A 23,623-nucleotide genomic window follows, 5' to 3' on the forward strand; every position below is an offset into this window, starting at 1 on the left:
GAAATAAAGGAAGCTGCATAACTGGAGAACTTGAGGATACTATCAAAACAATCATCCACAACTCTTGACAATATCTCGAGACAATCGTTCACCTGCACTACCTGAAAGCGTTCACAGATAATGATTAAGGCACTGTTAGAGTGGCTCCGTCCCCTCGTTTAGGATCTTCAAGTACTTTTTGTACGTAAATAGCTTGTTTCGCCTATTACCAGTGATCTCTTGAGCAATCCCCAGCGATTCGAGTCTTCGCAGAGCAGTACCCACGGTCGGAATACTCAGCCCAGACATCTTGGCAACTCTCGGAATGGAGGCAATCGGCCTTTGCTGAAGCATGTCGTGCACACGATATGCAGAATTCGCGGATTGTCCCAATGTTCCAATCTCCTTCTTGTCTTCTTCAAACAGCCTATTGAGCGAATTGGCTGTCTCGACCGCTTGGGTTGCAGTCTCGCGGACGCCCGTGATGAAGAACTCCACCCACTCTTCCCAGTCTCCGTGCATACGAGTTTTCTGAAGCAGCTCGTAGTATCTCTCCCTGTTTGTCTTGAAGAATAGACTCAGATAAAGCATGGGCTCCTTGAGAGTCCCATCTTCACAAAAAAGCAGGGTTATCAGAAGCCTTCCCAATCTGCCATTCCCATCAAGAAATGGATGAATTGTCTCAAACTGGGGATGGACGAGAGCTGCCTTAAGTAAAGCAGTGGTTTTCATTGGCTTATTGTGAAGAAACTTCTCAAGATCACCCATACAGCCAATGATATTCTCGGGAGGAGGAGGCACAAATACTGCATTGCCCGGTCTCGTACCCCCAATCCAATTCTGGGTGCGCCTGAACTGTCCCGGATCTTTGTCCTCACCTCGGCCCTTGCTCAGTAGAATCTCATGAATTTCGCGTAGCAGTCTGAGAGATAATGGAAATCCATCTCTTAATCTGGCGAGTCCGTGGTTGATCGCTGCCACGTAGTTTGATACTTCCTGAGTGTCAACCATGGGGACACCCGGCACCTCCTCATCTTCAAAGAGTAGCAGATCAGAAAGAGAAGACTGGGTCCCTTCTATTTGAGAAGACAGCACCGCCTCCTTCCTTACGTACATATATAGAAAGAGTGATGTATCTGGGAGAAGCGTTGAAACGGCATCTAATCTACCAAGCGCCACGAGTGCTCGATAGATTTTTTCATCCATGTTATCATCTATGACTAATGGCGGATTCGGCGGCAGCGGGTCGGGAATGAATGCCTTACAGGTTTCTCCACCAACAACTGATGTTGTTACATATCTTCCTGTGATTCCTCTTCTCACTATTTTGGGTTCCTACGTCTACTCAAGGTTCTTCGTGCCAAAGCTATTTAAAACATTTTACTTTGGCGTTTCTTTATTTAAAATTTGACTTTATTTTTAAATAAGCAATAGAAAAAGCCAAGTAAAGATATTTTATTACGAATTTCTCTTAATTAAAAATACGGGTATTTTTTAAATAATGGGATTTCTGCAGATTGGCCAGTGACACTTAACGCATTATTTAATAACGCCTTAAGTCCTAAGTCGAGATCCTTGCGAACCCGCCTCCTCCACAGTCAATTCAGAAGTCCGCCGCAGATTCTACTTACATACATGACGCGCACGGCACAGGGCCGCCGCTGAATATGTACGTTACCAGATAAACAGCGTCATCGATATCTATCGCGCCCGAGCAATCAGCGTCACCCTGTGCGAGAGGATTTGGTGCCGGGCCGCCGGAGAATATGTACGCAATCAAAAACACCACATCATCGATGTCAGGACTTCCGCTGCCATCTGCATCGCCACAGACGTAGACAACCAAGCTGACATCTGCGCTGTCTGATGATACACCATCCGACACATTCACTCTAAACGAAGATGTATCAGCATAATCCGGAGCCTGGCCGACGATGGAGTCGTTTGATACCGACATCCAGCCCGGATATAGGCTGTATGTGATTGTATGCTCCGTGTCATCAGGATCGCTTATCTCCGGATAGTATCCGAATTGGCCGAGCGCAAGGCAGAGCAACGTATCGGGCTCGATGATCGATGGCGGGAAATTGTAGTCTGCTACCGTGATCGTGACGAGTTCTGTGTCAGCAAGTGAGCCATCCGAAGCGATGAACCTTACGTTGTAATCGCCCGCCTGATCGTAGTCAGGACTGAAATCGAACGAACCAGTGCCGTTGCCGTTATCCTCGAACACCGCGTTGAGAGGAACATCCTCGGCATCCAGCGATGGAGTTGTGCCGTCCGGGTCGCTTGCAGATATGGTGAAATTCAGGTTCTCGCCCTCCATGACCTCCCTCGGGCCGATTTCGGCGAGAAGCGGCGGCTGATTCGCCCCTGTGATCGCATAGCTGTGTGCCCATGGCTCGCCTATGAATGGGTGGGTTTCGACCCTGCCGGACAAATCGGCGGCCTTTATGAAATAATCCACCACAGAGCCCGGACCCTGCGCCGGGATGTATCCGGTATAGGAATATGGTTCGATGGCTGCCGTCAGCGGCGCGTATGTATACGGCCCACCGTTCACGCTGTAGTAGATCTTGAGAGAGTCTTCGATAAGATCGTAACCGGAGCAGGCTTCAATGTGGACGGTCACCAGCCTGTTCGCACCGGTGTCGCCGATATCATGCAACGGGACATGATCAATAAAAAGTACGTGCCTGTCAGGCACAGCCATTGTGCGGCAATGAATAGCGTCATCATCATAAAAAGAACCGGAGAAACCGAGGATTTCATATCCCGGCATCGCGTCCGCATAAACCTGCAGTGCGGCGTTATCATACGTCGGCGAATTGATGATCGGCACGAAGACCTTATTGTTCAAGATCAGCGAATTTGTGTATGCCGACGGATAGGGGCAGTAGACTCTGACGATGGTGTACGGTTCCCCCCATGGGCTCATCTGCTCGGAGAGCCACTGCGCTCTGGCATCGAGCAGAACATGGCTTGGATCACCGGTGGGCATGTCCTCGACAAGAATCGTGGTAGGATTGAGGAATTTCGCCCAGCAGTCTATGTGATGAATCCCTCCGGATTGAACGTACTCCATTACGGTGTATTGATTGCCGAGATAAGCGAGCATGATCGAGTCAATCTCACGGTGTGTCTTACCGGTGTTTTCGTCCCATACAAGACGGGATGACATAGACATGCCCAACCCATCGGACATATGATTTCCGCCTGTGTGTTTGAGGTCCATGCCGTAAACTGCCATGCCCCAATCCGACCCGATTATTTGTGGAATCACATCATCGAGGGGTCTCGGCCTGTTGTATTGGTGATCGACAATCTCCATCGTCTGATCACGGAAGATGAACCATGGGCCATAGTCACGGGTCCAGATAGAATTCGTCGGGGCCATGATGAAGTCGACGCTATCCATATTCACGCCGCCTGACGTATACGAACTGATCGCCTGATTCTTGTAATAGTCGCTCGACACGATTGTCCAGACAACCGCTGTTTCGGAGAGTGCTGCCACAAGTGACACTGTGATTCCAAGCGGCCATCGGATGATAACACCTTCCGACCGTTCCCATTCGGCGCAATTACGAAGTTTTCCCACGGGCGGGGCTGTAATCTGATGATTGATACCGATTTCATGCAGCCGAGTCATTTCCTCCTCTGTGAATCCAATCGGAAGAAAATCTTCCTGCTGCTCCTCGGCAATTGCCACCGAAGTGACTATGACGGAAATGATGATAAAAGCTGTTAGGAATCTGTAGAGTGTGCTCATGATACCACCAAGATGTTAGAACAAAGTGTGCTCTTTGTGAAGTTATGAAGTCGAAGTAACTCTATATCTGCTTCAAATTTCAATATAATCCAAACAGCATATTTGGCAAGATATATCCTGTTTTGTGGACTTTCAAAGTCTTGGATTGAGTTGCATACGGTAGGTTGAAACTGACCTGCCTCCCTGACTAAGAAAGGCAGGTTCCGGGGAAACCTGCTCTACGGGTTATCGCACTACGAACTTAATCTCGCTCGACCGGCCTTCGTCGTCTGTGCAGACCACGCTGTGTTTGCCCGGTTCCGGATTTATAAAAACTCTCTGCATCGGAGTACCTGAGTAGACTAGTTCACGATCGACAAACCAGAATATCTTGCGTGTACGGTTGGATACCGAAGCATCGAGAAGGATATTCTGGTAACTAAGATCGACGCCGGTACGAATCTTGTACTCTGCCTCCGCCATCGGCGAGAGAATGATCGGTGCATCACCTGCGACAACCACCGGGCACTGTGGATAATGCTCCGGAATCTTCTCGACAGCGTGGCCAGTGCGCTCAAGCCAGATAGCAACATCCGCAGGCCATTGCTCGACAATCCGCTCTTCACAATCGCGATCAGCGCGGCAGTGAGAGCAAAGACGGACATTCTCTTTCTTGTCGACCAGTATCTTCTCGTGAATATTGCATTTGCGAAAAGGCGACACTCCGGGGATATACATCTCCGTGCAGGCACTCACGCAATTCTCCGACATCGGCATCCCGCTGACCGAACAGACCTGTCGACGTTCGACACCTCTCGGCTCGACAAACCAGCCACCATCATCGTATTCGTGAAGTGCAGTGAATATCGAAAAGAGAATCGGTGCGGCGGATTCTGCGCCGACTAACTCCGGTACACCTTTGCCGTCGAAATTGCCGACCCAAACTCCGACAGTGAAACGCGGTGTGTATCCGATACTCCAAGCGTCCCGTCGCCCATACGAAGTGCCGGTTTTCCAGGCGACCTTCGGCATGTCGACAGACCAATCCCAGACTGATGGCAGCTCGGGACGTCTCAATTGTGATAAAATCTCAGAGATTATGAAGCTCGCTTCAGAGCTTATCAGTCTCTCGCCTGCAACCGGCGTCTCTGATCTAAGAAATCGATATCGGGCAAATTTCCCGCCGCGCGCCATGCCTGAATAAAGATTCGTCAGCTCCAGCAGAGACACCTCGCACCCGCCGAGAGTTATCGACAGTCCATAGTATTCTCGCTCCCTGGTCAACGATGTGACTCCCGCCGCTCGAAGAAACTCGTAGATACCATCATGTCTGAGATCCGCTGTGAGTCTGACTGCAGGCACATTGAGCGATCTAACGAGCGCATCGGTGACCGTGACGCAACCGTTGTAAACTCCATCGTAGTTCTCGGGCGAGTATCCGGCATAGTTGATCGGCACATCGTAGAGAAGCCCCCTTGGGGAAATCAGTCCGCGGTCGAGCCCCAGCGCATAGACGAAAGGCTTCAGGGCAGAACCGGGTGATCTGAGTGCAGTTGCGCCGTTCACTTGCCCCTGCGCCTCATCATCGGTAAAATCTCCGGAGCCGACGAGCGCTAGCACATCGCTTGTATGATTGTCAATGATGACTACCGATCCATTCGTTATGCCGACTGCTTCCAATGGTTCGAGATTCATGCTCAGAACGCGCTCCGCCAGATTCTGAATCTTTCCATCAATCGTGCTTTCGATGCGGTCCATTTGTGGATAGCTGGCGACAAGCATGTTAGATAGATGCGGAATCTCAAATGGCATTTGGTAGCGCCTGTCGGGGATATCTTCCGAAAGAGCTTCCGCGAGCCGGGTTTCAGTGATCAGCTTCTGTGATCCGAGTATGCCGAGGACTTTCTTTCGTGCGATCGCAGCATTCTCCGGATTCAGGTCCGGGCGCAGATTATTGGGTGAATTCGGGATTGCAGCGAGAATTGCTGCCTCTCCAAGACTGAGCTGATTCGGCAATTTGTTGAAATAGGCCATCGATGCCGCACCGACGCCTACAATATTGCCACCGTACGGCGCGAGATTGAGATAGCAGGCAAGGATTTCATCTTTGGAATAGTGCAACTCAAGCTGAAACGAGCGTAAGACCTCGATCACCTTGCCGGCAATCGTCCGCTCTTTCGGTTCGATCATCCGGGCAACCTGCATCGTGATAGTCGATCCTCCCTGCACGAATCTCCCGGCTCGCAGATCGACATATGCCGCACGAATTATCGATGCCGGATTGACGCCGGGATGCCAGTAGAAATGCTTGTCTTCGTAGGTGAGCGCAGCTTCGGTAAGGGTCGGGGACATCTCCTGCAATCCTACCGGTATCCTCCACATGCCATCGGGAGCAAGAAACACTCGCATGACCTCGCCGTTGCGATCGAGCACAACTGTCGATGCCTGCGGGTAGAGCTTATCAGTCGGCAGCGGGAATATCCAGTTGAGTATCAGACACACGAAGACCGGTATCAGCACAACTGCTGCGATCCTCGCCATTATTCTATTTCTCACGTTAGCTGTCATTTTCAAAACCGCCACTCTCAATGCTCAACCACTTTGATCTTTCCGCTCGATGCCACCGACGCCTTCATTGGTGCATACATCGCCTCTGCTCTAACCGGGGGCAGAATGAATTCTCCCTGAGTGACGGCCCGCAAACCGTAATAGAATACCTCTTTGCGATTGTGACGGAAATCTCCGTATATGATCAGCCTGTCATCGCGAATGTCCATATACATCGGATTATATGCCTTATCGCCGATCCATCGTATGCCTCTGCGCGATTGCAGTCGCGGATTTTCGATTTCGAATCCCGCCGGAAGTAGATCAACTATCGCAACATTGCTGAGTGGCTCTGTCGGCGCGAGCACTGTTATCTCAGCGACAATCATATCGCCTTGTCTGAATCTATCGTATGCCATCTCATTGCCATTCTCATCGAGGTACCTTCTCCTGACAATCAAATCATTGTCGTATTCGTCAATGTGAAGCGTCGATGGAAGACCGTCAGCCCTCCAGAAATAATAGCAAGTCCCCTCGCCTGTAATTCGGATTGAGACTTCCTTCCCCGCCCACTCTTTGGAATCGAACCGGACATTCTCTACGCCAAAATCACCGAGTTTCTTCCCGTCGACTATGATGGTTCCGGTGTAGTGTGCCTCGGTCTGTTTACTCATGATCTTCCCAAGCGCGAGAAATGCGAACGCATTGTCCTGGGTTGAATGCCACCGGCCGTTCTTAGATGCTGCCTCAGTCAGGTTAGCAACCAATCTCGCAATCAAGGGACTGTTCGCATCAACCTCTGCGAGCACATCAAGCATGATCGCCTGAGCCCGAATCGGCGAATTGAAGTTGTCGCCGGTTTCGCGATTCGAATCATCGGTTGGAAGAGTTGCTGTCTTTGGAAGAAGCGACACAGCGCTGTTTCTATCGCCCGACAGTGCAAACGCGCCGGCAAGCTGGTATCTCGAATACTCAGAGAGCATGTCAAGCGCATTATCCTTGATGAAGTGCATCGTATTGCGATTCGGTTCACCTGCCAGAGCAAGCACATAGCAAGCATACGCTACAGTCTGGAAGCTGTACCTCTCTGACATGCTGTAGTCCTTCGCCGATCTCTTCAGAGCGCTGATCATACGATTGTATGTTCGACCAGAGACAGTGTAGCCTGCGCGGCGAGCCTCCACTAGAAAGTGCGAGGCGTAAATCGAACTCCAGTTGTTTAGATACCCCCCCTGCGGCCAGTAGGAAAATGCGCCGGATGACTGCTGCATATTCTCCAGCCTGGCGATGCCTTCCTCAAGGAAATAGGTGGCACTGTTGACCTTGAAAAGATCCGGCTCCGCCAGTTTTGCGATATCCTCGAAATAGAGGAGCGGGAACAGCCTGGAAGTAGTCTGCTCAACGCATCCGTGCGGATACTGCAGCAGATACTGCAGACTTCGAGTGAACCTGACCGCCGGAAATGCGGCAATACTCAGAGAGAAGTCGGTAGTTCCCGGAACCCAATCAACCGGGAATGTAAATTCGACCGGCTTGCCTTCAGACAGCGAACCTGCTCCTGACAAAGTCGTAAATGGAACTGGCGGACGCAGTGGTACATCCACCGAATAGCTGCTTCTCTCGCCTCCGCCACTCGCTTCGATCCCAAATGAAACCTTCCCGGTCTTTTCTTCAGCCTTCATTGCAAAAAGCACGAATCCTTCGGAGTCATTAGCGATAGTCACTGACTGACTTTGCTCGCCCAGACACACAACAGGTCCGTCGACATCGATCTTGATTTCGAACGTAGCTTTCTCTCCGGTTCCGTTATAGACGCTCACGGGCACATTGAAACTGTCTCCTGAGCCTATGAAGCGCGGGAATGTCGGCGTGAGCACAATCGGCTCCCGCACAAACATTTCTCGCTCGGCATTTCCGAATTTGTTGCCTGCGGCTGCAACAGCCATCAATCTGAGCGTCCCGTTGAACTGCGGGATATCGAATGAGACTTTGCCGAAACCTCGATTATCAATCTTGACCAGCCCTGACCAAAATGCAACCGGCTTGACTCTGGTCACAGAGATCGGCGTAAGGTGCCGTTTTCTGGCAGCTTCGACATCACCGGAAGTAGCCGAAAGAGACGACTCTATTTCGGGCAATATCATACCGTAGATATCATAAGTGTCGATCATCAGGCGTTTCTTGCCGTAAAAGAATGCCTGAGGATCGGGAGTCTGAAAATCGGTCAACTGGCAGATACCCTCATCGACAGCGGCGATTGTGATATAGGGCGTTTGGCCGCTCTGACCCGTTACACGGAACTCTACGGGTAGAGTGGTTTTGGGTCTGATCTCATGAGGAACATCAAGTTCGACAGTCAGCCATCTGCTTTCGGTATTGACCACAAGTGGCACCACTCCAAATGCCCGCACCGGAGTATCTCTGTCGAGTGATTTTGTTGATCTGATCAGATGAGCGGAGACATAGACATTCGGCAGGAAGTCCTCCTCGACGGGTACGGTGATTGTCGCTGTGTTCTCTTCGAGCGTAATCACCCGCTGGCTCAACAGACGGTCTTTTTCTACAGTAACGAGGAGCTTACCGGCAAATGGTGCACGTATCTGCACTTGAGCCTTATCACCCGGCAGGTATGTCTCCTTATCCAGATCAATCTCGATTCGATCAGGATTATCCATCGCCCACGGGGCATATCCCCAGCCGGAAGCATAGAAGTACAGCGATGCCGATGCACCCGACTCGATATCGCGCACGACAACGAGATACCTTCCGTAATCACCCGGCGTTACCGAGAACGAACCAGTTCCATCGCCAGACTCGACTGTGAAGCTCTCGATTAGGTTTTTAACTCTCTCGGATTCATATCTATATCCGCCCCGTGAACTGACGCGCTTCAGCACCGACTGCCAGTAAACCCTGTAGAACCTGACTTCCGCCTTCCGACCTTCGACCAGATTGCCCTCAGTATCCAATATTGCGAATTCGTGCTGAGTCTGAGCGTTCGGTTGAGCATAGCCCTCCTCGGTTCTCCTGATACCGACATAGGTCACGTGAGGATGTATTATGACACCGCGATAAGCGGAAACTCCGCGCCCTCCCGGCTCGAGCACTGTTGTCGAAATGACTCCGCGCAGTGATGACTGCGGGTCCATTCCGGCCGGAATGTCGACACTGTACGTAAATTGCCCATTCTCGTCGAGCGTCTCGTCATCGAGTTTGATTTTGGTGGAGGAAAATGATTTCTCTGCATCTGCGAACGTGAATTTGCTCCAATCAGGCGGCTGAAACCGGAATTGTTCGATTTCGATGTCGCCGCTGACACGCCGTCCTCCGGCCGGAGGTCCGAACAATGTCATTGCTTCGACAGTGATATCGGCAGTCGATCCGGCCATATATGTATCAGAATCAGATTTGATCTTCACTTTCATCCTGTCCGGCATGAACTCTTCGACATTGAATGAGGTTCGGCCGATTTCGTTGTCGGTCCCGAGGAGCAACATCGCATCATATCGACCTGTCTTTGAGTAGTCGGGAATCGGCACGGAAAACTCCGCTGCCGCCTGCTCGTTAAGAATTGCTCGTTGTTCGCTGAGTATGCGACCGTCCGGTCCCTTGACACTGAGAATTACCGGGAACGGCTGCGGACATGCTGCCCCTACGGAGCGCACTATTGCCGCAACATGTGCAATCTCTCCCGGGCGATAGATACCTCTCTCGTTATAGACGAATGCTTCATAGCCTGACTGTATCTGCGCTAGACCTCCGACATCGAAATCCGACGTCGAGATGGCGCTTCCGGGGAGTTTCAGGAACGAAAGGTCATCATTGAATGCGGCCGTGATCAGAAACGGGATGTATTCGGACTCGGTAGCCATCATAGCCTTGAACACCACCAATCCATCCCTATCCGACTGAACGCGCATCAATTCCTGATTATTCTGGCTGAAAAGAACAATATCGGCTCCGGTCACCGGATCGAGTGTTGAGAGCGAATTCACCCAGACCCAAAGATCATCACCGGCTCTTTTGGCAGTGATTCCTATATCTGTCGCGATCACCCACTTCGACACCTTCTGCCATCGCCTCTCTGCGATTCTTGCGGTCAGCTTGAAGATGCCTTTGGGGTCGGCATCGAGGTATTCTCTCACGTTAATGGGTGTGATCACCTCTTCATTTTCCACGCGAGCTACCTGCACGTCTGAGGAGTGGATACGCTTTCCGACTGCATTCAGATTGTAACCCCCGCCGTAGTAATCTTGTCTTGTCTCAAGACCAGTCGAATTTAAGAGATAGACAAGATTGTTGGCGAAAATCTTGTCTACTTCGATCGTCGCAGAATCAACGTTGATTGTCGACAACCCGACATTCAGGTTGCCGCCGAGCGTGAGGTAGCATCCCTTGCCGACAAAATCGACCTGCGGCGGTATTTGCTCCTTGTGAAAACTGACCGAACTGGAGAACTCGCGTTCGAGTGTGGAACCGTCAACAGCACGCAGACCTTTGCGTATGGTCACTACATACGATTTCGAATCCTCGAAATCTCCCTTCAGATCAATATGATGGTGTTCCGCAGTCAGCTTATAGTCGATGGATGGTTCGCACGAAATGAATCGCGAAGCAGTGGCGACATCAATCGGGATATTGAAATTCAACCTTAGTGATCGCTGTTCAGGCGCGCCATGAACGGGCTTGAGACTCTCCACGACGAGATTGCCTTGGCTGGGAAGGATCGCAGGAGTGATATAGTCATCCGCCAACCCGAGATTGCCTCCGATGCACTGTAATCCCTCTCTAACTACGAGTTGAATCTCCCGATCGCTGTCGAGCCGCTGCACGTCTTCGGCTCGCAGAGAGATTATGCTCGATTGAGATGCAGTGATGATATTGTACGGGATATTCCCGCCGCCTTTGTATTTTATGGAGATGCTCTTTGCCGCTTCATGCGGGTCCACATCGTAGTTGAACTCGATCGATGATACAAGATTAGCGCTCTTTCCCGACTCGGGAGTATACTCAAACATAAGAGATGCACTGTTGACGCGAAACCGGGCAGTCTTGAAGCTGAATTCTCGATCACCTTTCAGTGTGACTCCGTATGCCGATGCGACTTTCTGCGACAGAGATGCTCTGTATTCTGTCGATGGTGCGAGTATGATGTCGGGATAGAATCTGAGCTTGTCCCCGGCGATCCACTGGACCTTGCCCGGAATAGCCGGATCGAATTCGAGTACGTCATCCGCAGGTGGGAATGCAACCGCAGAATCGGGAACAATCTCATGGCCGAAAAGAACTGTTATGTTAGTCGTGCGTGGAGTCTCCCCTTCGGGAGAAAATGATTCAACTCGCACGGTCTCCCGACCGGAGTCCCCGCAAGAGATCAAAAGATTCCCGACACATATGATTAACAACTGCAGGCCGATCATGCTGTAGTGAACAAATCTCCCCCGGCTTCGTCCAGCCTGAGTGTCATTCGACTTCTGATTGAGTGCATTCATTAGTTACCTCTCCTTTGCGATATTCATGGACTTTCTATTCCTCAAGTTACATATATTCATCATCACAGTCAACCGACTCATTCCCTACTTTCGTGGAAGTCTTCGAAACAGCATTCACAGAGCAATGCGGCCATCTCATAATCCACTATCAGCACTATCCATGCCAGACTCCACTCTGCTAAATCGCAGGGAGTTACGCGTTGTCAGCTCGGGAATGTCAACGGCTTACGTGTCAGATGTGACACAGTGGCCACTTCCGACTTTTCGTCTTGACCGTAGGATTGAGTTTGGTTATATGAATTATGTGCTATCGATCGGGCGCAACCAGTAGCAGCTTCCAGGAGATCCGACCCGCCGCAACCATAATTGAGGTGAGCAGGCTTGCCGCTCCCGGTTTGCTGGTTGAAATCGAGGTTGATGCGATTATATCCGAATAAGTGCTCCTTGCAGATGTAATTGATGGAGGGAAAGTCTATGAGCCGAATAATCACATGCCTTCTTTTCCTGTCAATGCTGGTTTTTCTCGGATGCAAGGAGAAAGAACAGACTCTGCCTGAAACATCGTCTGATGCAGCAGGAGGAATCGATATGGATATCACTGCCACAAGCAGTGCATTTCAGGAAGGCGAGCTGATCCCGACGCAATACACATGCGACGGTGCAGATATCTCTCCACCGCTGAAATGGACTGCAGTTCCGGAAGAAACCAAATCAATAGCGCTGATCTGCGATGATCCGGATGCCCCGAGAGGGACCTGGGTACATTGGGTGCTTTACAATCTTCCGCCGGAGACAACGGAATTGCCTGAAGATATGCCAACCTCGGAGGTGCTTGATAACGGTGCCAGACATGGCGTGACAGATTTCGGGCAGTTCGGGTATGGGGGGCCTTGTCCACCGAGCAGCACTCACCGGTATTTCTTCAAGCTGTACGCGCTCGATACGATGATAGACATATCGGGTGAAGTGACGAAGGAGACGGTCGAGTCTGCCATGAAGGGACACATCCTGGCAGAGGGTCAGTTGATGGGAAAATACGCACGGAAATAGAGTGGCAGCGCAGGTTTCGTTGATACCTGCCGAATCTGCCGTCAGATGATTTGCAACAACTCCGACAACTGGCCAATCACCCTGACGCCATCAATCACGATTGAATCCTGTGCCTTTTCTTGATCAGCAGACTTGAAATCGAATCGATCGCCCTTCGAAGACTCATCTCTGCGTTGAATCAGTATCGGCTTCATACCAGCGGCAACCGCACCATCGACATCCTCCGATGTATCCCCCACATAGATCACTTCGTCGCTTCGCAATCCAGTCTCTTTCAGAGCAACCGAAAATATCCTTGGATCGGGTTTCTTGAAACCGACATCGGCAGAAATCACTATCGAATCGAAATACTGAGTCAGACTGAGTTCCGACAATGTCGCGCGAACATTTGGCGGGTGATCAAAGTTGGAGATCAATGCGACCGGCACACGCGATTTCAGATGATTAAGGACTATCGGTGTTTCAGGATCGAGCGAAACGTATTTCTGCCATGCCACTGCAACACCGAATGCAGTCTCTGAGAGCTGATCGCGCGATGGTGTGAGCGAGAGTTCATCACAATGCGCCATAATGCGACGTTCAAGAACAGTTAGACCGTCGCCATTGTCAGTCGGTTCTGGTTTGCTGAAAAACCCGTCGCAAGACAATGCGAATTCATCACGGGACATACCGAGTCCGCAGCCATGCAGGCATCGATGGAATTCCGATAGCCAGTCATTCCACGCTGCGGACATATCGCCATACATGAGCAGGGTTCCATACAGGTCGAAGAATGCACCCTTGATCTTCATATCTCGATAATAGTGTCTGATGCCTGTTGCTGCAACAGAATTCCCGATCGATGCGCTGTCAGGATTCCCATCCTGACAGTTCTGCGTAGCATTGGGTCGACGATTCGTGCAGGAAAGATTCCTGCCTGCGGTGTTCTCCTGCGGCTCTACTCAGATGCGCAGAGATCGCCACGTCGTTCCGCTCCTCGCGATGACAAGATCATGGGTCTGAGACAACTTGTGGAAGCGCTAATTTGATGTTGACTCTGCGCGCAACTATCCCTTCATATACGCGTATGCCTCTAACCGAGGCATGCAGAGTGTCAGGACAATGAGCATAATCGAAGTACATGACCTTACAAAAATCTACGGCGGGGCGCGCGGAAAAGATATAGTCGCGCTCGATAAAGTCAGCCTCTCTGTCAAACATGGAGAAATCTTTGCTCTGCTGGGACCAAACGGTGCCGGAAAAACGACTCTTTTCAAAGTCCTGCTGAGCATTGTGCGTGCTACATCCGGTACTGTGGAAATTGGCGGCTATCCACCGTCGAATCCCGAGTCGCGTCGAAAAGTCGGCTACCTTCCCGAGAACCACCGCTTTCCGGATCATCTGACCGGACTTGGGCTGATGAGATTCACGGCGCGGCTTCATGGGCTTTCTGCAGCAAATACAAAATCGCGCGCCGACGATCTGCTCGAACTCGTTGGCATGTCGAAATGGGCGGAGACGAGGATTCCGAAGTATTCGAAAGGAATGCTGCAGAGAATCGGGCTGGCACAGGCGCTGATCTCCGATCCCGATACTCTGCTGCTCGACGAGCCGACCGACGGCGTCGATCCCGTCGGCAAAATCGAAATTCGGCGAGTGCTCGAGAAGATTCGGAGTGAAGGGAAATCGATTGTACTAAACAGCCACCTCCTTTCGGAGGTGGAGTCTGTGGCGGATGGTGTGGCGATACTGTCGAAAGGGCATGTGCTTAAGGTCAGCACAGTCGACGAATTGACGAGACGTAGCTGCCAATATAAGATCGAGGCGAATCTGAGTGGTCCCGAAATCCAGATATCTCCAGATGTCGGCAGGATACTATCCTTTACAGATATCTCAATGACTGTCGAACTGGAAGACGAACGGCTGATAAACAGCGTCATAGATGAACTTCGTGTGCGCAAGATCGAAATCAAATCTGTGGTGCCGATCAAGGTCACGCTCGAGCAGTCGTTCCTCGAAACGATAGGCGACGAGAAGGGGGAGGCGACGTGAGAGGGATAGTGCACGACTGCATAGTGGAATTGCTGAGCCGTAGAGTGATCTATGTCTTCGCGGCGTTGACGGTTATCGGCTTGCTCTCGACACTTGCGGCGAGCCAAGTCGACATCGCCTGGCAGGGTGCTGAATTAGACATGAGTGATGTCAACAGTTCACTCGGCAATATATTTCTCGGCGGTTTCAACAAGTTCATGAGTTTCCTGGTATTCCTGTCGGTGATGATTACTGCCGGGCAGATTCCGGGCATGTTGATCAGAGGGAGAGCTGACTATTATTTGTCGAAACCAATCTCGCGCGCATCGCTGCTAATGAGCAAAGCCCTCGGAATATGGTTGGTCTACGGCGCTGTGATGGTGGTGAGTGTGGCGATCAACTATGTCTTTGCCTGTCTGCTGTTTGGTATCTACGATGCCCGGATAGTATATGTGATAGCAATGAACCTCCTTGGATTTGTGATATGGCTGAGTGTGACAACATTCGCAGGAATCGTGACCGGCTCGACCGGAATGACGATTATGGCTGCGTTTTTCGTCTGGATCGCGCAGTCGGTGCTGGACTGGCACGAAGGTATCGGTCAATTAGTCGATTCCGATGTTGTAAGATATATCGTTGATGCATTTTACTATATCATCCCAAAGACCGGTCAGATTATCGACATGACCGGCGACCTCACCTCCGGCAACTCCCCCGACTGGCTGCCTCTCTGGAGCTCCCTGATCTTCGCTGCTGTGATATTCTATCTCGCAGTCTACATATTTAAGCGGAAAGATTATTAGAATCGGATTATCCTACTTCGACTCACTTTCTGTAGGATATGATTGACAAAATCTGCTGGCTGGGTTTCTTTCGAAGTGATAATCACTCTGTCCATCAGAGAATGCTATGCCACGTATTGTGCATGTTGAGATTCCGGCTGATAATCCGGCACAGTCAAACATGTTTTTGTTGAAAACCGTATCAATGTCTGTTGACTGTGTCTTGAGCAGTCTACAAACGTCTGTGACCTGAAGGGCAAATCGTGCAATGCTGAAACGTCAGAAAATCATACTGGGAGTTCTGTTACTGGCCCCAAGGTCTCTATCGAAGCTTCAACTGACAAAGCTCACATTTCTAATGAGACAGGAGTCAGCCCTGGCCGACGATAGCTCCTTTTACGATCACGTGCCTTACCAGCAGGGACCGTTTTCCTTCACACTTTACAGAGACATTGCTGATCTCAAGCAAATGGGCTATTTGGATGATAACTCGCTTGCTATCAGCGACAACTTAAGGTCAGACGCGCGTTTGCTCTTTGATTCCCTTCCACAAAGTACACGTACGGAAGTAGGTCGGACTGTCGAACGTTACGCGAAGCTTGGGGAGAAACCTCTCATCGAGTATGTTTATTCTGAGTACCCTTGGTTTGCCTCGCGAAGCAGGTTGCGCGGAGCTCCGACCACAGGTAGAATAAAGGGTAAGCTGGCTGTGTATACCGCAGGGTACGAAGGTGAATCTGTCGACCACTTCTTTCAGAAACTCATGCGTGTGGGAATAGAGGTGCTCATTGATGTGCGACACAATCCGGTTTCGCGCAAGTACGGATTCTCGAAGAAGGACATGCAACGACTTTGTCAGAAACTCGACATCCGCTACGAACATATTCCGGAGCTGGGAATTCCGTCTTCGATGCGATCCACGCTGAGCACATACGAGGACTATAAAAGACTTCTCAACAAATACGAACGGTCGATTTTGCCGGAAGCTAGTGAACCGCGCGCCAGAGCCGCTCACATTATGGAGTCTATACCATCTGTGCTTGTCTGCTTTGAGAAGAACGTCCATTTCTGCCATCGGGGAAGACTGGCTAAAGCAATCGCAAATGATGTCGGCTTGGAGGTGAAACATCTATAGGCCGTAGAAAGGGGAACCAAAGTGGGGGAACGAACCAAGGTTTTAGTCACAGTTAAGACGTATCCGTTACCTTCAGAATCCTACATGGAGCTTGTTTGCACGGGAGGAGTGCTTGAAGACGGGCGCTTCATTCGTTTGTACCCGATTGACTACCGATATAAACCTTATGCAGAATGGTACAGGAAGTATCAATGGATTGAGATCGAAATTGAGAAGAACGCAAAAGACCCTAGACCAGAATCATTCAGACAGACTCACGGTACGCGCATAACAGTTTTGGGCCAGCCTCTCCCAGCCGGGGGCTCATGGGCTGAGCGAAGACGTTATGTCTTGGCGAGAGGTGTTTCCACAATGTGTGACCTACAGACAGACTCCCAAAAGGTGAGATCGTTGGGAATAATCAAGCCTAGAAAAGTAAGAGACTTAGTTGTTGAGAATGTTGCCGGAGAGTGGCCAGAGAAATGGAAGACGCTCTTTCAGCAGCAGGATCTTTTTGGTCCAGATCGCAAACCACTTGAGAAAGTCCCGTACAAGTTCTCTTATGTATACGACTGTGAGTCTCCCACATGCAGGGGACATAAGATGATGATCGAGGACTGGGAAGTCGGGCAGCTATACCGCGCGATGAGGGACAAATATGAAAGCGAATCCATTGCCGTCGACAAAGTCAAACAGAAGCTACTCGATCAGATGTGCGCGCCGGATAGAGACACATACTTCTATACAGGAACCGTTCTCAAACACGACACATGGATTCTGCTAGGTGTGTTTTGGCCAAAGCATATCAAATAGCACTGTCACATGTGATGGAAAATTCGACATAGAGCCGTGCATTTCCTACTACGGGAACATGGCGCTGATGCTTTCGCGGTTGTGGATGCTCTCGATTGCTTTGGCGAAGAGCGACGCCACCGATACGATCTCGATCTTCTTCGACAACTTGACCTGCTGATTCTCGACTGTATCGGTGACAAAGAATTTCTTGATTGGGCTGGCATCGATGCGTTTCATCGAGTCTTTTCCGAACACTCCATGTGCAACCATTGCATAGACATCTTTCGCACCGCGTGCGACCAATTCATGAGCCACACCTGCAAGCGTGCCGCCGGAAATAGCGAAGTCGTCGACGATGAGTGCAGTCTTGCCCTCGACATGTCCGATGATTTCGAGCACCGTGGCTTTCTCGTCATGCGCCACGCGCTCTTTGTCGGCAATCGCGACTGAGGTTCCCAGAGCAGACGAGTATTTGCGAGCTTGCTTCGCGAAGCCGGTATCTGGTGAGACGATGATGATGTCTTTTAGCTTTTCTTTCTTGATTCGGTCGCAGAGGGCGGGGAGCGCATAGAGATTGTCCACGGGGATGCGAAAAAAGCCCTGTATCTGAGGAGCATGGAGATCCATCGTAACGACTCGATCTGCACCTGCGGCCTCGATTGCATCGGCGCAGACTCTCGCCCTGATCGAGACTCTCGGCTCGTCCTTCTTGTCCCCCTTGCCGTAGCTGAAATACGGAATTATCGCCGTCACCGACTCGGCGCTCGCGCGTTTGAGGGCATCAATCCAGAAGAGAAGCTCCATGAAATTATCGTTGGCTGGAAACGCAGTCGATTGAACGAGGTATACTCGGCGGCCACGGACATTTTCGTTGACTCTGACAAAGATATTGCCTTCTGAGAATATCAGAGTCTCGTTGTCGCCGGGCTTGATCTTCAGATGTTTGCAGATACGACCGGTTAGCTGCCTGCTTGCACTTCCGGCAAATACGATAATGTTATCAGGATTCACGGCTATCTCCTCCTGGAATCACAAACAACCGCAGCAGCAATCTATGTCAACTACAATCACGGATGGCAGTTGCTAACAGTCTCTCCTGGTCATACGCAAAACAGCAGACAGGTGATGTCTTAAACATGCTTTGTGCGATACTGTGCAATCCAGAAGCAATCGCCGATTCTGATATTTAGATCATCGGCCCAGGGTGAGAAGATATCCTCGAGGTCATCAGCATTATAGTAATTCTTCAGCACCAGATGCCTGGAATCATCGCTCAGCCGACGATTTACGTAAGTATCTGGTTTGTTTTCTTTGCGGACCAACTCGCCACTAAACTCCGGTATGTAGACGCTGTCGACCGCCAGCACGGAGGAGCCCGGTTCTAGCTTGCTGTGGAAACCCTTCAGAAACTCAAGGAGTCCTGACTTCGGAACATGCGATATCCAGAAATTAACCACTCCGCCATCGAAGGTCTCGTCCAACAGGTCAAGTTGATATGCGTCCAACTTACGATATTCGACAACCTCCCTGACGAACTTCCTTTGTCGAGCTATCTCGATCATCTCGGTCGAAGAGTCAATTGCGATTACTTGTCTGGCAACTTCTGCGAGATATGCTGTCCAGAACCCGGTTCCACTGGCTACCTCGAGCACTCGACGATCAGCAAACGACTCCCTGATTTCATCAGCGATTTGCGCCTGCTCCGCCTGTCTGACCGGATCATCGCGGTGATAGATTGAATCGAATTCCTGCGCGCGCCTGTTGTAGTATTCGCGCAGTTCGCTATCATCAAACACCATCAGACCGCCATCAATTTGTGAAGAAGTCGAATATATTGCCGAGCATGCTGGTCTCGGCCAAGAAAATCTCTGTGTACTTGCATCTGGAGCAGGTGACAGTCGAAAACCGCTTACCCTGAACGTCGAAAATTTTCGACCAGAACCCGCCGGCAGCGCGCATCTCACCGACCTGATACTGAGTGTTGGAACACTTCGGACATGTATAGTTTAGTTGCTGCATCTACTCACCTCCGGTTTCATTTGCTCTGAGTCATACAACGTGTCACAAACAGCATTACAGCCGATACGTCACAATATTCACATCACGGTGCGATCATTCGTCACCCTGATCAAATTCTTCTCTGAGGATGGAATAGACGTTCATATCTTCGTACTTGCCCCACTTCTTCATATGCTGTCTGAGGCATCCCTCGAAAGACATGCCGATTTTCTCCATGACCGCCCCGGAGGCAGGATTTCTTGTGAAGTGTTCAGCAAAGATACGATTTAGTCTAAGACTGCCAAATCCGAATTTCAAGAGAGCCGCCGCCGCCTCGGTGCAGTAACCGTGATTCCAGAAATCCTTGCCGACCCAGTATCCCATCTCCGCACGGTCAAATGTCCGAAGCACAAGCAGGCTTATCGCGCCGATCAATTGACTGGATTTTTTCAGTACGATCGCATAAGTGACTACTTTGCCAGTCTGGAATCGCTCGGCATGCATGCCGATCCATTCCTCCGCAGCACCGTCAATGTAAGGATGGGGGATGTTCATGGTTGTATCGGCGATTTCACGATCCCCTGCGAGTTTCTGCACTATCGGTGCATCAGCCAGCGTAAACGACCTTAGGATCAGCCGCTCGGTTTTGATAATAGGTTGAACTTTCACTGGGTCCTATCCTGTCAAAATGGGGAATTGAGTCTCGTCCATAAGCTCGTGGACACCCAGCCCTGACCAGGCAGATCTAACCGGGAATCCAGATCTTCTTCGATGCTATTATTTCGATCCTGCCGTCGAGTCTGAGTGGTTCCGCCGATTTCGTGAAAAATATCAGGCCCTTGTACGCAGTCAAGTACTGATAGTTCTTTTTGAACACGCCGCCGGTAGCTGTCACGACGAGAGGGCTTTCAGACTTCGATAAGATAATCTTGAAATCGGAAGGATCGACACTGACAATCGCGCCAGATGCCTTGATCGCCCGTGCAATTGCTGCGGCAGCCGCAGCAGCGGCTGCTCCGCCACTCGCTCCGTTAGCCATGCTATAAACTACCTCTCTGCGGCCGGCGGAGTTCAGCGAGAACTCCTGCAAGGTTGCTCAGGCCGCAATCTCAACCAACTCTATTTCGAATATCAGCGTCTTCCCTGCGAGAGGATGGTTGGCGTCCAGAGTCACTGCCTCACCATCGATCCCTGTTATGGCAACATTCAGCACTCGTCCGTCCGGCTGGCCTACCTGAAGTTTCTTTCCAATTTCCGGTGCGATCGTATCCGGAAATTCGCTCTTCTGAACAACCGTAACGAGTTCGGTACGCCGCGAGCCATAGGCGTCCTTCTCCGGAATTGTAACAGTCTTAGTGCTGCCAATCTCCATGCCCTTGACACCATCGTCAAATCCGGGAATCACGCTGCCACTTCCAACCACAAACTCCAGGGGAGTGCGATCTCTGGAACTATCAAATATGGAACCGTCTTCCAGTTTGCCCGTGTAGTGCACCCTGACTTTGTCGCCAGCTTTTGCCTGACTCATCTCATCCTCCAATCATCAGTCTTTGTCACAATCCCGATTCAGTCTTGACAGCTCGGGGGCCTATAGATCGCCCGGAATGAAGTCAAGCGATGACGGATTAGACAACTCTGACTATCGCACAACCTGCACTCCACACAGAACTGCATGCTTGTTGTTCGGCTCTCCCTCAGCGGAGACCTGTTTGGCAATAGAACGCAAAAATCCGGCAAAATGCAAACAATTAATGCCGTCGATAATCAGGGTGCGGAATGACGGCACACACGTTCATGGATCACAGCATATCCTTGCCGAATCGATGAGTTTCTATGTATATTCAGTGTCAGACTGATTCACATTCAGGGTTGAAGTCCAGATGGCAGACTATTATTCCGACAGGCTGTCGGCTGATCGGCTCAGACGAGTCTACGAAATTGCCACACCGCGAATTGTCAGGTATCTCGATGCCGAGATCGGCTACGTGAAAGAGAAGATCAGACCTACCGATAAAGTCCTCGATCTGGGCTGTGGATATGGCAGAGTGCTCAATGATTTGGCTGATTGCTGCAACAGCGTTGTCGGCATAGACAAAGCACAGTCGAGTTTACTGCTAGCGAGAGAAATGCCGCTCAACCCAACTGTCCATCTCGCACAGATGGATGCTGTCGCTCTCGGATTTCGCGACAGGTCATTCGATGTCGTGGTCTGCATCCAGAATGGGATATCAGCGTTCAAGATTGAGCCTGAGAGATTGCTCGCGGAGTGCATGAGAGTTACGAAGCGCGGTGGGAGAGTGTTGCTGTCGAGCTACTCCGACAAGATATGGGATGATCGTCTGGAGTGGTTCAAGCTTCAGTCCGCGGCCGGTCTCCTCGGTGACATTGATCAGGATGCTGCAGGCAACGGAGTTATCGTCTGCAAGGATGGCTTCCAGGCGACTACTTTCACCCGACAGGACTTCAGATCACTTTCAGCGCGAATCTGCGCGAACCTCCGCATCGAAGAGGTCGACAATTCAAGCTTGTTCTGTGAAATCGTAGTTGGATAGCATCAAATACGCCACCGATCGTAACTGAGCTGGGGGCGCAATCCCTCTCAGACTCTGCGAAGAGTAGACTGTCACTAATTCGCGAGCATTAGGCATATATGTTGTCGACCAAAACGGTCTATTTACTCTGCGTGTGATGCTGCGTTAAGTCCTTTCTGTCTCCAAATGAGCGGTGATATTGCTGTAGATCAGGGGCGGATGCCAGAAGTAAGGCGGTGCAGACTACTAGCTCAGAATCTCTGAGCGACGCGGATGTTCCGATGCAACAAACCCCAACCTGAATCGTCATAATGGATGTGCAGGATTGATCAATTGGATTCCGCGTTTTCCATTCTGATCATTTCTACGCAAGCACGAAACGGCAACCCCGGCGCAAGTCGGGGTTGTTTATTCGCACACAGCATGCTTCTTCATGATCAATCTAAGTGTGCATCGCCATGCATGGGAGGTCTCGGAATCTCCTGGAACAAATTCGATCAGCACTCGTTAGAATTAGCGGACAGCAATCGATACCATTTCGTCATGTGCAGGGGATTTCTTTAAGACTTAATACAAAGGGCGAAATGTGGACATCTTAGACATAGAGGGCTCATTTTTTGAGGGCTCATTTTTGAGCTTGTGTTCGAATGTGAAATTTCTTATTATCGTGTTGCCGCAGCAACTGCGTCGAAGTCAACTGTGAGTGGTCGGGGTGCGAATGGGCCAACCCGACATGATAACAACTGGAGCAAAAGAGGATTGAGATGAAGTTTACGCGCCTACACCCTTGGACATCCGACATCAGAGAGGCGTCGCGGATTCAGGATAATCTGAAGCACTTCATTGAAGTGAAGGGTTCGAAGAAAGAGTTCCAATTGATCGCCGGTGCTGATACGGCATACTCCAAGAAAGACGATTCCGTATTCGCGACCGTAGTGGTCATGCGATTCCCTGAGCTTGTGACTGTAGACAGAGCACGGGCTCAGACAATGGCGAGTTTTCCGCATCAAGCCGGCTTTGCTGCATTCAGAGAGGGTCCCGTTATTATTAAGGCTCTGCAGAGACTCCAGACAACGCCCGATCTAATAATTTTCGACGCGAACGGAATCGCACACGAGAAGGGAATCGGCATGGCTTCTCATCTGGGACTGATGCTTGACATAGCGACTATTGGATGTGCAAAGAAACGGCTTGTAGGTGAATTCGAAGAGCCGGAGGATTCTGTGAATGCTACATCCCCCCTGATGTACAATCGAGAGCAGGTAGGAACGGTTATCCGAACTCGAATGGGTGTGAAGCCATTGTTTGTCTCGATTGGCCATAAGATAGATTTGGACTCAGCTGTCGAAATTATAGCTTCGACTACTCGCGGCTATAGACTGCCGGAACCGATGAGAGTTGCGCATATACTGGCCAACAAGATGCGACGTAATTATGACAATCGCCTCAGGGGTTCCGGATCAAATCAGATGCGTCAATTCGGCTAGGCTCTTCTCCGACGGAGGCACATGTCCTACTGATCAGGGTCCACGACTTGGAGAGCAGCATCGCCCGATCGTTTCCAGATAGTCTTG

18 protein-coding genes are annotated in these 23,623 nt (G+C 50.7%); 7 read left to right on the forward strand and 11 right to left on the reverse strand.

The features are described from left to right. Positions 1-135: 135 nt before the first annotated feature. The 4 genes from KKH67_10775 to KKH67_10790 all read right to left on the reverse strand — a co-directional run bounded on the left by KKH67_10775 (position 136) and on the right by KKH67_10790 (position 11,769). A complete protein-coding gene (locus KKH67_10775) occupies positions 136-1,302 on the reverse strand; it encodes a Fic family protein (protein MBU1319660.1) in 1,167 nt (388 codons plus the stop codon). A gap of 304 nt (positions 1,303-1,606) precedes the next feature. Continuing rightward, complete coding sequence (locus KKH67_10780; protein ID MBU1319661.1) at positions 1,607-3,751, reverse strand: agmatine deiminase family protein; 2,145 nt, start codon at positions 3,749-3,751, stop codon at positions 1,607-1,609. 225 nt (positions 3,752-3,976) lie between these two features. After that, positions 3,977-6,286, reverse strand: coding sequence for a penicillin-binding protein 1C (pbpC, locus tag KKH67_10785; GenBank protein ID MBU1319662.1), 2,310 nt, complete (start codon positions 6,284-6,286; stop codon positions 3,977-3,979). A gap of 29 nt (positions 6,287-6,315) precedes the next feature. Then, positions 6,316-11,769 carry a hypothetical protein gene (locus KKH67_10790; protein ID MBU1319663.1) on the reverse strand — a complete coding sequence of 1,818 codons (5,454 nt, stop codon included), beginning with the start codon at positions 11,767-11,769 and terminating at the stop codon, positions 6,316-6,318. A gap of 510 nt (positions 11,770-12,279) precedes the next feature. On the opposite strand from KKH67_10790, the gene KKH67_10795 reads away from it, so the two are divergent. Continuing rightward, positions 12,280-12,819: a YbhB/YbcL family Raf kinase inhibitor-like protein gene (locus KKH67_10795; GenBank protein ID MBU1319664.1), complete on the forward strand. Its 540-nt coding sequence runs from the start codon at positions 12,280-12,282 to the stop codon at positions 12,817-12,819. Between the two features lie 41 nt (positions 12,820-12,860). On the opposite strand, the gene KKH67_10800 is transcribed toward KKH67_10795, so the two are convergent. Beyond that, positions 12,861-13,610: an HAD family hydrolase gene (locus tag KKH67_10800; GenBank protein ID MBU1319665.1), complete on the reverse strand. Its 750-nt coding sequence runs from the start codon at positions 13,608-13,610 to the stop codon at positions 12,861-12,863. A 310-nt stretch (positions 13,611-13,920) separates the two neighbouring features. Here KKH67_10800 and KKH67_10805 point away from each other — a divergent pair, with 310 nt between their 5' ends. The 4 genes from KKH67_10805 (at position 13,921) to KKH67_10820 (ending at position 17,538) form a co-directional block, all read left to right on the forward strand. Continuing rightward, positions 13,921-14,850, forward strand: a complete 930-nt coding sequence (locus tag KKH67_10805) for an ABC transporter ATP-binding protein (protein MBU1319666.1) — start codon at positions 13,921-13,923, stop codon at positions 14,848-14,850. Beyond that, the gene (locus tag KKH67_10810; GenBank protein ID MBU1319667.1) at positions 14,847-15,632 is read left to right on the forward strand and encodes an ABC transporter permease; all 786 of its coding nucleotides are present in this window, start codon (positions 14,847-14,849) and stop codon (positions 15,630-15,632) included. The genes KKH67_10805 and KKH67_10810 overlap by 4 nt, the downstream gene beginning before the upstream one ends. A gap of 247 nt (positions 15,633-15,879) precedes the next feature. Continuing rightward, positions 15,880-16,746, forward strand: a complete 867-nt coding sequence (locus KKH67_10815) for a DUF488 domain-containing protein (GenBank protein ID MBU1319668.1) — start codon at positions 15,880-15,882, stop codon at positions 16,744-16,746. Between the two features lie 21 nt (positions 16,747-16,767). Next, the gene (locus tag KKH67_10820; protein ID MBU1319669.1) at positions 16,768-17,538 is read left to right on the forward strand and encodes a hypothetical protein; all 771 of its coding nucleotides are present in this window, start codon (positions 16,768-16,770) and stop codon (positions 17,536-17,538) included. A 48-nt stretch (positions 17,539-17,586) separates the two neighbouring features. On the opposite strand, the gene KKH67_10825 is transcribed toward KKH67_10820, so the two are convergent. From KKH67_10825 to KKH67_10850, 6 genes are all read right to left on the reverse strand, one after another. Then, on the reverse strand, positions 17,587-18,531 hold the full coding sequence (locus KKH67_10825) for a ribose-phosphate diphosphokinase (GenBank protein MBU1319670.1): 945 nt from the start codon (positions 18,529-18,531) through the stop codon (positions 17,587-17,589). 119 nt (positions 18,532-18,650) lie between these two features. Continuing rightward, a complete protein-coding gene (locus KKH67_10830; GenBank protein MBU1319671.1) occupies positions 18,651-19,319 on the reverse strand; it encodes a class I SAM-dependent methyltransferase in 669 nt (222 codons plus the stop codon). A gap of 10 nt (positions 19,320-19,329) precedes the next feature. After that, a complete protein-coding gene (locus KKH67_10835; protein ID MBU1319672.1) occupies positions 19,330-19,539 on the reverse strand; it encodes a zinc ribbon domain-containing protein in 210 nt (69 codons plus the stop codon). Between the two features lie 93 nt (positions 19,540-19,632). After that, positions 19,633-20,187 (reverse strand): GNAT family N-acetyltransferase, encoded by a 555-nt coding sequence (locus tag KKH67_10840; GenBank protein MBU1319673.1) that lies wholly within the window; start codon positions 20,185-20,187, stop codon positions 19,633-19,635. A gap of 76 nt (positions 20,188-20,263) precedes the next feature. After that, entirely contained in the window at positions 20,264-20,557 is a 294-nt protein-coding gene (locus KKH67_10845; GenBank protein ID MBU1319674.1) for a hypothetical protein, read from the reverse strand. A gap of 57 nt (positions 20,558-20,614) precedes the next feature. After that, entirely contained in the window at positions 20,615-21,046 is a 432-nt protein-coding gene (locus tag KKH67_10850) for a peptidylprolyl isomerase (protein MBU1319675.1), read from the reverse strand. A 352-nt stretch (positions 21,047-21,398) separates the two neighbouring features. Here KKH67_10850 and KKH67_10855 point away from each other — a divergent pair, with 352 nt between their 5' ends. Together KKH67_10855 and KKH67_10860 are read left to right on the forward strand one after the other, a co-directional pair. Beyond that, positions 21,399-22,070, forward strand: a complete 672-nt coding sequence (locus KKH67_10855; GenBank protein MBU1319676.1) for a class I SAM-dependent methyltransferase — start codon at positions 21,399-21,401, stop codon at positions 22,068-22,070. Positions 22,071-22,813: 743 nt separating this feature from the next. Continuing rightward, positions 22,814-23,536, forward strand: coding sequence for an endonuclease V (locus KKH67_10860; GenBank protein MBU1319677.1), 723 nt, complete (start codon positions 22,814-22,816; stop codon positions 23,534-23,536). Positions 23,537-23,623: the final 87 nt, after the last annotated feature.

It is taken from the genome of Candidatus Zixiibacteriota bacterium, from assembly GCA_018820315.1.
Classification (GTDB): Bacteria; Zixibacteria; MSB-5A5; order JAABVY01; family JAHJOQ01; genus JAHJOQ01.